The organism is Mycobacterium sp. NGS39 (genome assembly GCF_059812765.1).
Genome location: NZ_JCALDH010000005.1, coordinates 209,025 through 222,557 on the forward strand (window position 1 = coordinate 209,025; position 13,533 = coordinate 222,557).

Annotated in this window: 14 protein-coding genes; 10 read left to right on the top strand and 4 right to left on the bottom strand. The window is 67.3% G+C overall.

All coding sequences use genetic code 11. From position 1 onward, the window contains the following. Positions 1-211 precede the first annotated feature (211 nt). Positions 212-916, top strand: a complete 705-nt coding sequence (locus AC5Y39_RS09480) for a ferritin-like fold-containing protein (RefSeq protein WP_499907781.1) — start codon at positions 212-214, stop codon at positions 914-916. Positions 917-921: 5 nt separating this feature from the next. Here AC5Y39_RS09480 and AC5Y39_RS09485 read toward each other — a convergent pair whose 3' ends face one another. Then, a complete protein-coding gene (locus tag AC5Y39_RS09485) occupies positions 922-1,569 on the bottom strand; it encodes an MmpS family transport accessory protein (RefSeq protein WP_500018243.1) in 648 nt (215 codons plus the stop codon). Positions 1,570-1,749: 180 nt separating this feature from the next. Between AC5Y39_RS09485 and AC5Y39_RS09490 the strand changes: the two genes are divergently transcribed. Continuing rightward, on the top strand, positions 1,750-1,977 hold the full coding sequence (locus tag AC5Y39_RS09490) for a DUF3107 domain-containing protein (protein WP_499907783.1): 228 nt from the start codon (positions 1,750-1,752) through the stop codon (positions 1,975-1,977). 31 nt (positions 1,978-2,008) lie between these two features. On the opposite strand, the gene fasR is transcribed toward AC5Y39_RS09490, so the two are convergent. Further along, positions 2,009-2,695: an HTH-type transcriptional activator FasR gene (gene fasR / locus AC5Y39_RS09495; protein WP_500018245.1), complete on the bottom strand. Its 687-nt coding sequence runs from the start codon at positions 2,693-2,695 to the stop codon at positions 2,009-2,011. Positions 2,696-2,796: 101 nt separating this feature from the next. Between fasR and AC5Y39_RS09500 the strand changes: the two genes are divergently transcribed. From AC5Y39_RS09500 to AC5Y39_RS09535, 8 genes are all read left to right on the top strand, one after another. Beyond that, complete coding sequence (locus tag AC5Y39_RS09500) at positions 2,797-3,822, top strand: DUF3152 domain-containing protein (RefSeq protein WP_500018247.1); 1,026 nt, start codon at positions 2,797-2,799, stop codon at positions 3,820-3,822. 180 nt (positions 3,823-4,002) lie between these two features. Next, positions 4,003-5,181, top strand: coding sequence for an adenylyltransferase/sulfurtransferase MoeZ (moeZ, locus tag AC5Y39_RS09505; protein WP_500018249.1), 1,179 nt, complete (start codon positions 4,003-4,005; stop codon positions 5,179-5,181). Positions 5,182-5,324: 143 nt separating this feature from the next. Next, the gene (locus tag AC5Y39_RS09510; RefSeq protein WP_500018251.1) at positions 5,325-6,179 is read left to right on the top strand and encodes a TIGR02569 family protein; all 855 of its coding nucleotides are present in this window, start codon (positions 5,325-5,327) and stop codon (positions 6,177-6,179) included. Positions 6,180-6,227: 48 nt separating this feature from the next. After that, positions 6,228-7,703, top strand: a complete 1,476-nt coding sequence (locus AC5Y39_RS09515) for a nitrate/nitrite transporter (RefSeq protein ID WP_500018400.1) — start codon at positions 6,228-6,230, stop codon at positions 7,701-7,703. After that, a complete protein-coding gene (gene nirB, locus AC5Y39_RS09520) occupies positions 7,700-10,207 on the top strand; it encodes a nitrite reductase large subunit NirB (protein ID WP_500018253.1) in 2,508 nt (835 codons plus the stop codon). Before AC5Y39_RS09515 ends, nirB begins: the two co-directional genes overlap by 4 nt. Positions 10,208-10,270: 63 nt before the next feature. After that, the gene (nirD, locus tag AC5Y39_RS09525; protein WP_500018255.1) at positions 10,271-10,642 is read left to right on the top strand and encodes a nitrite reductase small subunit NirD; all 372 of its coding nucleotides are present in this window, start codon (positions 10,271-10,273) and stop codon (positions 10,640-10,642) included. Then, positions 10,614-11,759: a uroporphyrinogen-III synthase gene (locus tag AC5Y39_RS09530; RefSeq protein WP_500018257.1), complete on the top strand. Its 1,146-nt coding sequence runs from the start codon at positions 10,614-10,616 to the stop codon at positions 11,757-11,759. Before nirD ends, AC5Y39_RS09530 begins: the two co-directional genes overlap by 29 nt. Next, a complete protein-coding gene (locus tag AC5Y39_RS09535) occupies positions 11,753-12,481 on the top strand; it encodes a sirohydrochlorin chelatase (protein ID WP_500018259.1) in 729 nt (242 codons plus the stop codon). The genes AC5Y39_RS09530 and AC5Y39_RS09535 overlap by 7 nt, the downstream gene beginning before the upstream one ends. Here AC5Y39_RS09535 and AC5Y39_RS09540 read toward each other — a convergent pair. Beyond that, positions 12,455-12,751 carry an MGMT family protein gene (locus tag AC5Y39_RS09540; protein WP_500018261.1) on the bottom strand — a complete coding sequence of 99 codons (297 nt, stop codon included), beginning with the start codon at positions 12,749-12,751 and terminating at the stop codon, positions 12,455-12,457. The genes AC5Y39_RS09535 and AC5Y39_RS09540 overlap by 27 nt on opposite strands. Further along, entirely contained in the window at positions 12,748-13,524 is a 777-nt protein-coding gene (locus AC5Y39_RS09545) for an alpha/beta fold hydrolase (RefSeq protein ID WP_500018263.1), read from the bottom strand. Before AC5Y39_RS09545 ends, AC5Y39_RS09540 begins: the two co-directional genes overlap by 4 nt. Positions 13,525-13,533: the final 9 nt, after the last annotated feature.

A 13,533-nucleotide genomic window follows, 5' to 3' on the forward strand; every position in this document is an offset into this window, starting at 1 on the left:
CGTGTCATTCGTTCTCCGCGCCAGCGGGGCTGGCAATCGTTGTCGCCACGCGCGCACGAGTTCGAATGTTCACGTCTGGCCGGCACCAAATCGGTGCCGACTCCGATGGCCCTGCGCTTATCTGAAGGCGGGCCAACTGCGTGCACGCACATATCGGAGCGGCGGCTTACGCGGCCGCCTGGTGCCATCATACCGGGCTAGGCTGTCGGCCATGAGTTTCACGCAGCCCGCCGCTGCCGCCGAACAGCTCGCCGACCGGCCCGCGTCGCGAATTCCCGCCGACCATCCGGGCGTCGACAAGCTGTTTGCGCTGTTGGCCTACGGCGAGGTCGCCGCGTTCTACCGGCTCACCGACGAAGCCCGGATGTCGCCGAGCCTGCGTGGCCGGATCGCGATGGCCAGCATGGCGGCCGCCGAGATGCGGCACTACGAGTTGCTTCGCGACGCGTTGGCGGCCCGTGGAATCGACGTCGAGCAGGCGATGACGCGCTACGTGTCCGCATTGGAGAACTATCACCGGCTGACCACGCCCAGCACGTGGCTGGAGGCGTTGGTCAAGACCTACATCGGCGACGCCCTGGCCGCCGACTTCTACCGCGAGATCGCCGACGTGCTGCCCGACGAGGTCGCGGACGTGGTACGCGGCGTGCTCGCCGAGACCGAGCATTCACAGTTCGTGGTGGCCGAGGTGCGCGCCGCAGTGGCGGCCAGCGGCAAGCAGCGCAACCGGCTCACGCTGTGGGCGCGCCGGCTGCTCGGCGAGGCGATCACGCAGGCGCAGTACGTGTTGGCCGAGCACGACGACCTGGCCGACCTGGTGGTGTCGGGTACCGGCGGATTGGGCGAGATCACCACGTTCTTCGAGCGCTTGCAACGCACGCACGCCGAACGGATGGCCGAACTGGGCCTGGCCTAGCCGGCTCAGCGGTTGCAGGTCGCCGCGATCGTGTTGTAGTCCTGCGCCGCGATGGTCTGGCCGTCGGCGTCGGTGATCGCACAGTTGAGGTGGCTTGCGACGCTCACGGCGGTCACCGAGTTCAGCAACATGTTGCCCCCCGAGACGACCGTCTTCGTCCAAGGCAGCGTGACGTTGAATTCCGTTCGGGGAAGGCCTGTTTCGTCGAGATAGGTGACGGTGACTATGTCGCCGGGCTGACGCGTGCCCGACACGGTGTAGGTGATGGTGCGTGGGTCGGTCTGCGGGACGGCAGCGGTCGGCGTCGCGGTAGTGGACGCGGCCGTCGGCGTCAGCGTGGTGAAAGTCTCTCGGGGTAGCGAGGTGGTGGGCGGCCCCGACGCGCGCGGTGGCGTCGTCGTCATCGGGGCCGGCGTTGGCGACGGTGCAGCTGCCGACGGAGCCGCCGGTGTGCGCGACGGCTGGATGGTTGCCGACGTGGACGCGGTGTCGCCGCCGCGCACGATCCCGATCGCGCCGATCACCGCCAGCACCACCACCACGCCGGCCAGTACGCCCGCCCAGCGCCACCGCGACGAATCCGCGTAGTACACGATGTCGTCGACGTCGCCGGCGCGCTCGTCGAGCTGCTTCGTCGTCGTGTCCCAAGTCATCGCGTGCGTGTTCTTCCCCGTCGGCCTTCTCGCTGGATCGGGCCGATGGTAGTGACGGGCACCGGCTCTTCGCCGCCGCTTGCGATACAGGTCCGGTCACAGGTTGATGCCGTCTTCGCATACCGCCGACGGGTTCAACTAGCCTGCTGTCGGGAACTGGAAGCGACGAAAGGGTGCAGCGTGGAGGTCAAGATCGGCATTGCGGAGAGCCCGCGCGAGCTGGTGCTCAACAGCTCGCAGACGCCCGCGGAGGTCGAGGAGCAAGTCCGCGCCGCGCTGGAGAGCGGTTCGCCGGTGCTCGAGCTGACCGACGAGCGCGGCCGCAAAGTGCTGGTGCAGACGTCGAAGGTGTCTTATGTGGAGATCGGGATCGCCGACGTGCGCCGGGTGGGCTTTGGCGGCGCTTGAGCCTTTGCGAGAACGCGGGTAAAGCCGCTAATCAGGAGCGCGTCAGCGGCACGTGTGACAGCCCGCCCCAGGCGAACTGAACGGTCCCTTCGACGGCGTCCTCTTTGGAGATCGGTCGGTCGGCGCCCACCCAATACCGGGCGCAGTCCACGCTGATGCCCACCAGTCCCACCGCGATCATCCGGGCTCGGTGGGCTTCCAATCCGGAGTCGCGGCTGATCAGGTCGGCCACTGCGTCGGTGCAGCTTTCGGTGGCGACTCGCACCTGTGCGGCCACTTGCGGCTCGGTGACGTAGTCGTTTTCGAAGATCAGCCGGTAGCCCTGGCCGTCGTGCTCGATGAAGTCGAAAAACGCTTGCACCGCTGCGCGCAACCGCTGGCGGTTGTCGGTGGTGGTGCGCAGGGCCTGCCGCACGCCCGATACGAGCTTGTCGACGTGGCGCTCCAGCACCGCCAGGTACAGTTCGAGTTTGCTCGAAAAGTGTTGGTACAGGACAGGTTTGCTGACCCCGGCTCGGTCGGCGATCTCGTCCATGCCTGCGGCGTGGAAGCCGCGGTCGACGAAAACCTCACTGGCAGCGGCAAGTAACTGACCGCGGCGCTCGTCACGGGGGAGCCGGTTGCCGCGCCGGTTGCCGCTCTGGGCGCTTCCGGTGACGTCGTCGCCTGTGGCGAACGCGTTACCGCGCCTCTCGGCGGTGTTGGCGAGTTCGCTCATCCCATCCTCATTCGACCGCTGGTTCAGGAGTCTGACACTACTACCGCCCCCAGCGGTGCGCCGGAAGTGCCACCCGCTTGGGCTGTGACATTCTGTGTTTCGTGACCTACGACCCGGGGCGCCGTGGCGGTCGCGTGCCGGTGTTGCGCAACGAGTGGCGGGAGCCGTTGCGGGCCCAGCGCGACCCGGTGGCCGCCGACTACGGGCGGGTCCGGTCGAATCGCGATGGCAGACAACGCTGGCGCAAGCGAACGTGGCTGGGCCGGTTCGTGTCGACGTACGGCTGGCGGGCGTATGCGCTGCCGGTGCTCGCGGTGGTGACGGTGCTGGCGATCGTGCAGGTGCTCGACGGCGACAGCAAGTCGGCAGCGCCGCCGCGTGAGGGTCCGGCGCAGACCATCAGCCCCGTCGGCACCGCGATCGTCGGCGCGCCGCCGAAGGGGCTCACCCAATTCGACGCGAGCCTGCCCACCGGTGTCCTGCCGGACGGCGGCCCCTACACCGAGGCGGGGGCCAAGACGTGGCACGTCGTACCCGGTGTCGAGCAACAGGTCGGTCAAGGCACCACCAAGGTGTTCACCTACACCGTCGAGGTGGAGGACGGCCTCGACACCGCCACATACGGCGGTGACGAAGGCTTCGCCCGGATGGTCAGCCAGACGCTGGCCAACCCGAAGAGCTGGACGCACAATCCCCAGTTCGGGTTTCGCCGGGTCGACGCTTCGGTGCCCGGCAAGCCCGACTTCCGGGTGTCGCTGACGTCGCCGATGACCACCCGGGAGGGATGCGGGTACGAGATTCCGCTGGAGGCGTCGTGCTACAACCCGGCGTACGGCGCTGACACGCAGCATCGGGTGTTCATCAACGAGGCGCGCTGGGTGCGTGGCGCGGTGCCGTTCCAGGGCGACATCGGCTCGTACCGGCAGTACCTGATCAACCATGAGGTGGGCCACGCGATCGGCTATCAGCACCATGAGCCGTGCGTGGACAACGGCGGGCTGGCCCCGGTGATGATGCAGCAGACGTTCTCCACCGACGACAACGACGCCGCCAAGTTCGACCCCGACACCGTCAAGCCCGACGGCAAGGTGTGCCGCTTCAATCCGTGGCCCTACCCGATCGCCTGACCCCTCGTCTTCGCGAGCGTGCGCGTCTGTCCGCCGACACGCCGGGATCTTCGTACGACGACGCACGCCGGCGCCCGACGAGCGTGCGCGGCGGGTTCGTCGCCGGGAAGCTCTGACCGGCATCCGTCGTTGCTCGGGGTGCCTATTCTGGGGTGGAACCGCTGATTGAGGAGAACTCGGGTGTCGACAACCCTGCCGCCGCTGGTGGAGCCCGCGGCCGAGCTGACCCGTGACGAGGTCGCGCGCTACAGCCGTCATCTCATCATTCCCGACCTCGGCGTCGAGGGTCAGAAACGCCTGAAGAACGCGCGCGTGCTGGTGATCGGAGCCGGTGGCCTGGGCTCGCCTGCGCTGCTGTATCTGGCAGCCGCAGGCGTGGGCACCTTGGGGATCGTCGAGTTCGACGTCGTCGACGAGTCCAACCTGCAGCGCCAGATCATCCACGGCCAGTCCGACATCGGCCGGTCCAAAGCCCAAAGCGCCCGCGACTCGATCCACGAGATCAACCCGCTCGTCGACGTCCGCCTCCACGAGTTCCGGCTCGAGCCGTCCAACGCGGTGGAACTGTTCGAGCAGTACGACCTGATCCTCGACGGCACCGACAACTTCGCCACCCGCTATCTGGTCAACGACGCCGCCGTGCTGGCCGGCAAGCCCTACGTCTGGGGTTCGATCTACCGCTTCGAGGGCCAGGTGTCGGTGTTCTGGGAGGACGCGCCCAACGGCCTCGGCCTGAACTACCGCGACCTGTATCCCGAACCTCCGCCGCCGGGCATGGTGCCGTCCTGCGCCGAAGGGGGCGTACTGGGGATTCTGTGTGCGTCGATCGCGTCCGTGATGGGCACTGAGGCCATCAAGCTGATCACCGGAATCGGCGAGCCGCTGCTTGGTCGGCTGATGGTCTACGACGCTCTGGAGATGAGCTATCGCACGATCAAGATCCGCAAAGACCCCGAAACGGTCAAGATCACCGAGCTGATCGACTACGAAGACTTCTGCGGTGTGGTCTCCGAAGACGCCGCCCAGGCCACTGCGGACTCGTCGCTGACGCCTCGAGAACTGCGTGAGCTGCTTGACTCCGGCACAAAAGTCGCGCTGATCGACGTGCGCGAGCCCGTCGAGTGGGAGATCAACCACATCGACGGCGCACAGTTGGTACCCAAGTCGACGATCGAGTCCGGTGAAGGCCTGGCCAAGCTGCCGCAGGACCGGATGCCGGTGTTGTACTGCAAGACCGGCGTGCGTTCCGCGGAGGCACTGGCCGCGGTGAAGAAGGCCGGCTTCGCCGACGCAAAACATCTGCAGGGCGGAATCGTGGCGTGGGCACGCCAACTCGAGCCCGACATGGTGATGTACTGACGAGCCGTTCTCGTCGATACTGCGTGCAGATCGCGACGCCGGCGCGAATCACGATCTCTGCGCAGTCTCGACGGCGTAACGACGCGTCCGACACGGCTCGGTCACCCGCCGGCCGCAGTAGTTTGCGCAGGTAACCTGACGCCATGATCGTCGAGCGTCCGCCGGAGCATGTGCAGGCGGCGTTCGGGCTGAGCGGATTTCGTCCGGTACCGCTGGGGGCCGGCTGGGAAGGCGGTTTCCGCTGCGGCGAGGTCGTGCTGTCGATGATCGCCGACCACGCCCGTGCCGCCTGGTCGGCGAAGGTGCGCGAAACGTTGTTCGTCGACGGCGTGCGGCTGGCTCGGCCGGTGCGCTCGACCGACGGCCGCTACGTGGTATCCGGCTGGCGCGCCGACACTTTCGTCGCCGGGACCCCGGAACCGCGGCACGACGAGGTGGTGTCGGCCGGGGTGCGGCTGCACGAGGCCACCGCGAAGCTGGAACGGCCACGGTTTCTGACGCAGCCGCCGGTGGCGCCCTGGGGCGACGTCGACGTGTTCGTCGCCGCGGACCGTGCGGCGTGGGAAGAGCGCCCGCTGCACTCCTGGCCGTCAGGTGCCCGGGTGTCACCCGGATCGCCGGACGGGCAGCGTTCGCTCGACTTGATCAACCAGCTCGCCGGGCTGCGCAAGCCGACGAAGACTCCCAGTCAAGTGGTGCACGGCGACCTTTACGGCACAGTGCTTTTCGCAGGCACTGCCGCTCCCGGCATCACCGACATCACGCCGTACTGGCGACCCGCGTCGTGGGCGGCCGGCGTAGCCGTGGTGGACGCGCTGTCTTGGGGCGACGCCGACGACGGACTCATCGAGCGCTGGGCGTCGCTACCGGAATGGCCCCAAATGTTGTTGCGCGCCTTGATATTTCGTCTCGCTGTACATGCCCTGCACCCGCGCTCCACCGCGGCGGCATTTCCCGGTTTGGCCCGAACCGCCGCGCTGGTCCGGTTGATCCTCTAGCTCACCGGCCCGCCCCCGGGCATGTGAGAAGGATGTATCAAGCAGGTCATCGCCTGCAGCGTTGCCGCAACACGGTTTTCCTACCGTGGCCGCATGCTCACCCGGACACGCAGACACGACATCGACAATTGGGACCCCGAAGACCTCGACGCCTGGAACAACGGCGGCGCCAAAATCGCCCGCCGCAACCTGATCTGGTCCGTCATCGCCGAGCACGTCGGCTTCTCGGTGTGGTCCATCTGGTCGGTGATGGTGCTGTTCATGCCCCAGGCCGTCTACCACATCGATCCCGCAGGCAAGTTCTTCCTCGTCGCGGTCCCGACGCTGGTGGGTGCGATCATGCGCATCCCGTACACGTTCGCCGTCACCCGCTTCGGCGGCCGCAATTGGACGGTCTTCTCCGCGTCGCTGCTGCTGATCCCGACGCTGATGACCCTGTATTTCATGGCGCACCCCGGCACGTCGTACACCACCTTCATGCTGGTGGCGGCACTCGCCGGCTTCGGTGGCGGCAATTTCGCCTCGTCGATGACCAACATCAACGCGTTCTACCCGCAGCGGCACAAGGGCTGGGCGCTGGGCCTCAACGCGGGCGGCGGCAACATCGGTGTCCCGGTGATCCAGGTGATCGGCCTGCTGGTGATCGCGACCGTCGGTAACCGGTCCCCGCACTGGGTGTGCGCGGTGTATCTGGTGCTGATCGCGTTCGCGGCAGTGGGTGCGGCGTTGTTCATGGACAACCTCAAACACCAGAAGACCAATGTGCGCTCGATGGTCGAAGTCATGGCCTTCCGTGACTCTTGGCTGATCGCACTGCTGTACATCGGAACCTTCGGCTCGTTCATCGGATTTTCGTTCGCGTTCGGCCAGGTGCTGCAGATGAACTTCCTGGCCGGCCTCGCTCACGGCGGCCCGGCCACCGCCGCGATGACCGCCCAGGCGTCGCTGCACGCCGCTCAAATCGCATTCGTCGGGCCGCTTCTGGGCTCGTTGTCGCGGCCGCCCGGCGGCTGGCTGTCCGACCGGATCGGTGGCGGCAAGGTGACGCTGTACACGTTCGTGGGGATGATCGCTGCGGCGGGCTGGCTGGTGGTCGCCGGACGGATGGACGACGCCACACCCGGTGCCCCTTCCGGCGGCATCATGACCGCCTACGTCATCGGGTTCGTGGCGCTGTTTCTGCTGTCCGGGATCGGCAACGGCTCGGTATACAAGATGATTCCGTCAATCTTCGCCGCGAAGGCCCAAAGCCGCGACGATCTGACCGCGGCGGAAAAGACTGCATGGTCGCGGAGTATGTCCGGCGCGCTGATCGGTATCGCCGGCGCCATCGGCGCACTCGGCGGGGTGGGCATCAACCTGGTGTTGCGCGCTTCCTATCTGTCCGCGGCGCACTCGGCGACGATGGCGTTCTGGACCTTCTTGGCCTGCTACGTGGTGTGCGCGACGATCACGTGGTTGGCCTACGTGCGCCGTCCCGCCACCGTTCCCTCGCTTGCGACACCGGAGGTGGTGCCGGCATGACCGCGAAACACGTTGTGGTGGTGGGCCACGGCATGGTGGGCCACCGGTTCGTCGAAGCGTTGCGCGACCGCGACCCCGACGGGCGCTGGCGGATCACGGTGCTGTGCGAGGAACCGACGCCCGCCTATGACCGGGTAGCGCTGTCGTCGTACGTGGGCAGCTGGGACCGCGCCGCACTCGCCCTGCCCGGAAGCGATTACCGCGGTGACGAATTCGTCGACCTGCGCACCGGGACGCGGGCGGTTTCGATAGATCGCGACGCGCAGGTGGTCACCACGTCGACCGGTGACGAGCTCGGCTACGACGCGCTGGTGCTGGCCACCGGTTCGTATCCGTTTGTGCCTCCTGTGCCCGGCGGCGACAGCCAGCGTTGCTTTGTCTACCGCACCCTCGACGACCTCGACGCGATCCGCGCGGCGGTGACCCCGGGCGCTGACGGCGTGGTCGTCGGCGGCGGGTTGCTGGGTTTGGAAGCCGCAAATGCCCTGCGACTCTTGGGCATGAGGCCGCATATCGTCGAGTTCGGCAACCGACTGATGCCGGCACAGGTCGATGACGGCGGTGGCGCTGTGCTTGCCGGTCTGGTGACGAAGTTGGGCCTGACCGTACACACCGGTGTGTCCACCACCGCGATCGAACCGCGTGACGACGGCCTGACGGCCGCGCTGTCGGACGGTTCGGTGATCGATGCCGGACTGCTGATCTTCGCCGCCGGTATCCGACCGCGCGACGAACTGGCCCGCTCATGCGGTCTGGCAATCGCCGAACGCGGTGGCGTGTTGACCGATATCACCTGCCGCACAAGCGATCCCTTCATCTACGCGATCGGCGAGGTCGCGGCGATCGAAGGCCGCTGCTACGGGTTGGTAGCACCGGGCTACGCCACCGCCGAGGTGGTGGCCGACCGGCTGCTCGGCGGCACCGCGGAGTTCCCCGGCGCGGACATGTCGACCAAGCTCAAGCTGCTCGGCGTCGACGTGGCCAGCTTCGGCGACGCGCACGCCACCAGTGACGGCGCACTGGAAGTGGTGCTCAACGACCCGACGAAAGGTACCTACGCGAAACTCGTTGTGTCTGACGATGCTTCAACGCTGTTGGGTGGCATCCTGGTCGGCGACGCGACCGCATACGGCACGCTGCGTCCGCTCGTCGGGCGCCCACTGCCCGCCGACCCGGCGTCGCTGATCGCCCCGGCCGGCGCCGAGGTGGGGGTGGGTGCGCTGCCCGACGAGGCGCAGATCTGCTCGTGCAACGCGGTGACCAAAGGTGTTATCTGCGAGGCGATTTCAGAGGGCGCCTGCGATGTGCCCGCGATCAAGGGCTGCACCGCGGCCGGGACGTCGTGCGGCAGTTGTGTTCCAATGCTCAAGCGGCTGTTGGAGGCACAGGGTGTCGAACAGTCCAAGGCGTTGTGCGAACACTTCAGTCAGTCCCGCGCGGAGCTGTTCCAGATCGTCGCCGCTACCGGCATTCGCACATTCTCCGCGCTGATCGCCAAGTACGGCAGCGGAACCGGTTGCGACATCTGCAAACCGGCGGTCGCGTCGATCCTCGCGTCGACGTCGTCGGATCATATCCTCGACGGCGAGGCCGCCGCGTTGCAGGACACCAACGACCACTTCCTGGCCAATTTGCAGCGCAACGGCACCTACTCGGTGGTGCCGCGGCTGCCGGGCGGCGAGATCACCCCGGAGAAACTGATCGCCATCGGCGAGGTAGCCCGCGACTTCGGCTTGTACACCAAGATCACCGGTGGCCAGCGCATCGACCTGTTCGGCGCTCGTGTGGAACAACTTCCGTTGATCTGGAAGCGGCTCATCGACGCCGGCATGGAATCCGGCCACGCGTACGGCAAGGCGCTGCGGACGGTGAAGAGCTGCGTGGGTTCGACGTGGTGCCGCTACGGCGTGCAGGATTCCGTGGCCATGGCCGTCGAACTGGAGCTGCGGTATCGCGGGCTGCGCTCGCCGCACAAGATCAAGATGGGCGTGTCGGGCTGCCAACGGGAATGCGCGGAGGCGCGCAGTAAGGACGTCGGTGTCATCGCGACCGAAAAGGGCTGGAACCTTTACGTCGGCGGCAACGGCGGCGCCACTCCGAAGCATGCGCAGCTGCTCGCCGGTGATCTGGACTCTGAGACGCTGGTCCGCTACATCGACCGCTATCTGATGTTCTACATCCGCACGGCGGACCGGCTGCAGCGCACCGCGGTGTGGCAGGAAACGATCGACGGCGGCCTCGATCACATCCGCGCCGTCGTATGCGAGGACTCGCTGGGAATCGCCGCGGATCTCGAGGCGGCAATGGCGCGCCATGTCGCCGGCTATTCCGACGAATGGGCCGGTGTGCTGGCCGATCCCGCGAAACTGTCGCGGTTCGTGTCGTTCGTCAACGCGCCCGACCAGGCCGATCCGACCGTCGTCTTCGACGACAGCGGCCCGCGCAAGGTGCCTGTGTTGTTGGGCACACCGCGATTCGGTGACACGCGCGAAAGGTCGAATTAATGGCTTGGAAACACGGCTTGACTGCAATGGGTTCACAACAAATTCAGCAAGGAGTGGGCACTCATGACCGTTCTCGTTGACGGCCCCCGGACCGCCGACCTCGCGACCCGCACGTGGACCGCGGCCTGCCGCCTCGATGAGCTGCTGCCCGGCCGGGGTGTCGCGGTGCTGCTTGCCGACGGGCAACAAGCGGCATTGTTTTTGCTGCCCGACGGCACATTGGCAGCAGTCAGCAACATCGACCCGTTCGGCCGGGCCGCCGTGATGTCGCGCGGCATCACCGGCGATCGGCGTGGTGAGCCGACGGTGGCGTCGCCTCTACTCAAACAGGTTTTCTCTCTTCGTGATGGACGCTGCCTCGATGACGAGTCGCGCGCGCTGAAGGTCTACGACGTGCGAGTGACTGATGGAATCGTTGAAATCGCCTGCGAATGAACCGTTGAGAGGGTTCACGATCGGCGTGACCGCGGCACGACGATCCGAAGAGCTCATCACCCTTCTCGAGCGCCGCGGCGCAACCGTCGTACATGCACCGGCGATCCGGATCATCCCGCTGATCGACGACACCGAATTACGCCGCGTCACAGAGCTTCTCATCGCGCAACCGCCCGATGTGGTGGTGGTGACGACGGGCATCGGGTTCCGCGGCTGGATCGAGGCCGCGCACGGCTGGGACGTGGCCGACGAGCTGGCCGAAGCGCTCGGCTCGACGCGCATCCTCGCGCGCGGGCCAAAGGCGCGCGGCGCCATTCGTCAAGCCGGCCTGTGCGAGGAGTGGAGTCCGGAATCGGAGGCGTCAGCTGAGGTTCTCGACCGACTGCTCGCCGACGGTGCCGCCGGATTGCGCGTCGCGGTGCAGTTACACGGCGCAGCGTCGGAGTGGGAACCCAACGCCGACATCTGCGATGCGCTGACCATGGCGGGCGCGGACGTCGTGAAAGTACCGGTCTACCGCTGGGAATCACCGGAGGACAGCCGTCCGATGGACCAGCTGATCGGCATGATCATCAACGCCGACGTGGACGCCGTGAGCTTCACCAGTGCGCCGGCGGCTGCGTCGATGTTGCAGCGAGCCAAGGCCCTTGGATGCGTGAGTGAACTCGTCGAGGCGCTGCGAGAGCATGTCTCAGCGATCTGCGTCGGCCCGGTTACCGCCGCGCCCCTGCGCCGGCTCGGAGTGCCGGCAAGCTACCCGCAACGCTATCGGCTGGGAGCGCTCGCGCGGCTCATCAGCGACGAAGTACCCAGGCGTGCATATCATTTCACGGCAGGCGGTCATCGCATCAGCGTGCGTAGCTCGACAGTCGCTGTCGACGGCGAAATCCGCACTCTGCCGCCTGCCGCAATGGCTTTGTTGCGCCGGCTGATGGCCAATCCCGGATTGGTGGTGTCGCGCGAGCAGCTGCTCGCCCAACTGCCCGGCGGCGGAGCAGACACGCACGCAGTGGAAACCGCGATGGCGCGGCTGCGTTCGGCACTCGGTGCGCCGGGCGCGGTCCAGACCGTCGTCAAGCGCGGCTACCGGCTCGCGATCGATCCGGCCGAATGCTGATCCTGGTCGCGCACGGCACCCGCAGCAGCGCCGGTGTGCAGTCGATCTTCGAGCTGAGTTCCGCGGTAGCACGCCGTGTCGGCCCGGTGCACACCGCATTCGTCGACGTACTCGGACCGAGTCCCGCTGAGGTTCTTGCTCTCAGCCGAGGTCCCGCGATCGTCGTTCCCGCGTTCCTGGCGGGCGGCTATCACGTCCACACCGACCTTCCTGCGCGGATTGCCGAAAGCGGTTGTACCGGCGTGTCGGTGAGGCCGACGATCGGGCCCGACCCCACGCTGGCGGTGGTGATGCGTGACCGGCTGCGCGAGGCGGGGTGGCACCCTGGCGATGCGGTGGTGATGGCAGCCGCCGGATCCTCGGACCCGCGAGCTCATCGCGACTTGCATTGCGCGGCAGAGTTATTGGGGCACCATGTCGGCCCGGTGGAGATCGGCTTCGTGGCCACGGGCGCGCCACGTGTGGGTGACGTCGTCGAGCAGCTGAGGGCCGCGGGTCGACGCAGGGTGTTCGTCGCGTCGTACCTGTTGGCGCCCGGCCTCTTTCACGATCGGCTGGCCCACTGTGGCGCGACAGCAGTGACCGCCCCGCTGGGTTCGCACCCCGCACTCGTCGACCTCGTGGCGGCCCGCTTCCAATGCCGCGACGGTATTGCGCCATGGAACGCCGCGCGGGTGCGAGTCTCGACGGTGCAGTCAGAACGTGTGGCGGACGTCGCGTAGCGGCACCCTGCCGTCGACGGCCAGCACGCCTTCGGCGCGCAGCGACGCCAACTGCCTGCTCCGCAGGTGCGGTGCGGGACGGCCGTCGGCGCGGATCACGCGGTGCCACGGTAGATCCGCGGAGTCGGTGCGCATGATCCAGCCGACAGTTCGTGGACTGGAAAGCCCTGCAGCGCTGGCGATGTCGCCGTATGTCGCCACCTTTCCCGGCGGTATGGCTAAGACCAGCGCGCGTACCCGTTCGACGTCGGCGTCGCTGACAGCCGTCATAGCCGTTGCCGCACTGCCGCCGCGGTGTGGCCGGGCCGGGCCAGCGGCAGCATGTGGTCGCAGTCGACGTCGACGAGGGTGAAGTCAGGGCCGAGGCTGTCTTGCAACCCCTGCACCAGCGCGTCTGTGACGTACGGTGGCTGCGTCTTGGTGGCGCGCATCAGTGTCGTCGGCATACCGCTGCGTGGCAACACAATTGGCCGGGCCAGCTCACTCCAGTAGGACATCATCGCCGGTAAGCTGATCCGCCACCCCACCCGGCCACCGGGCCAGGACACCAGGTGCTCGTCCAGCTCGGCTTCGAGGTCCTGCTGGGGGACCTCGTGCCACGACCCGGACAGCTTGTCGGCGCGGGCTTCATCGCGGTCGGCGTAGTCGGGGGACGCCAGCATCTCGTCGGCGATCTGGCGCATGCGGCCGCCATCGAGACCGGCCGCGGGGTCAAGCAGCACCAGCGCGTCGATCAGATCGGGCCGCTGTGCAGCCAGGCTCAGTGCGATCGCCCCGCCGAACGAATGGCCGACCGCCACCACCGGATGGCCGCCATCGGCATCGAGCAGGGCTGCCAGTGCGGCGACGTTCGCGTCGATGGTCCACGGCGCGTCCCACGATGAGCGCCCGTGCCCCAGCAGGTCCGGCGCGGCGACGGTGACGTCGGCGAGGTGCCGGGTGGCCAACCTCTGCCAGCGCTTGCCGTGTCCGGTTAGCCCGTGGATCGCCAGCACCCTGATCGGCCCGTCAGGTCCGTATCGGTAGACGTGCAGATCAGACATGGCTCGATC

Bases quoted from the DNA above. Each gene is read 5' to 3' on its own strand.
- AC5Y39_RS09545 (WP_500018263.1), bottom strand. From the start codon at position 13,524: ATGTCTGATCTGCACGTCTACCGATACGGACCTGACGGGCCGATCAGG.
- nirB (WP_500018253.1), top strand. From the start codon at position 7,700: ATGACCGCGAAACACGTTGTGGTGGTGGGCCACGGCATGGTGGGCCAC.
- AC5Y39_RS09485 (WP_500018243.1), bottom strand. From the start codon at position 1,569: ATGACTTGGGACACGACGACGAAGCAGCTCGACGAGCGCGCCGGCGAC.
- nirD (WP_500018255.1), top strand. From the start codon at position 10,271: ATGACCGTTCTCGTTGACGGCCCCCGGACCGCCGACCTCGCGACCCGC.
- fasR (WP_500018245.1), bottom strand. From the start codon at position 2,695: ATGAGCGAACTCGCCAACACCGCCGAGAGGCGCGGTAACGCGTTCGCC.
- AC5Y39_RS09510 (WP_500018251.1), top strand. From the start codon at position 5,325: ATGATCGTCGAGCGTCCGCCGGAGCATGTGCAGGCGGCGTTCGGGCTG.
- AC5Y39_RS09480 (WP_499907781.1), top strand. From the start codon at position 212: ATGAGTTTCACGCAGCCCGCCGCTGCCGCCGAACAGCTCGCCGACCGG.
- AC5Y39_RS09535 (WP_500018259.1), top strand. From the start codon at position 11,753: ATGCTGATCCTGGTCGCGCACGGCACCCGCAGCAGCGCCGGTGTGCAG.
- AC5Y39_RS09530 (WP_500018257.1), top strand. From the start codon at position 10,614: ATGGAATCGTTGAAATCGCCTGCGAATGAACCGTTGAGAGGGTTCACG.
- AC5Y39_RS09540 (WP_500018261.1), bottom strand. From the start codon at position 12,751: ATGACGGCTGTCAGCGACGCCGACGTCGAACGGGTACGCGCGCTGGTC.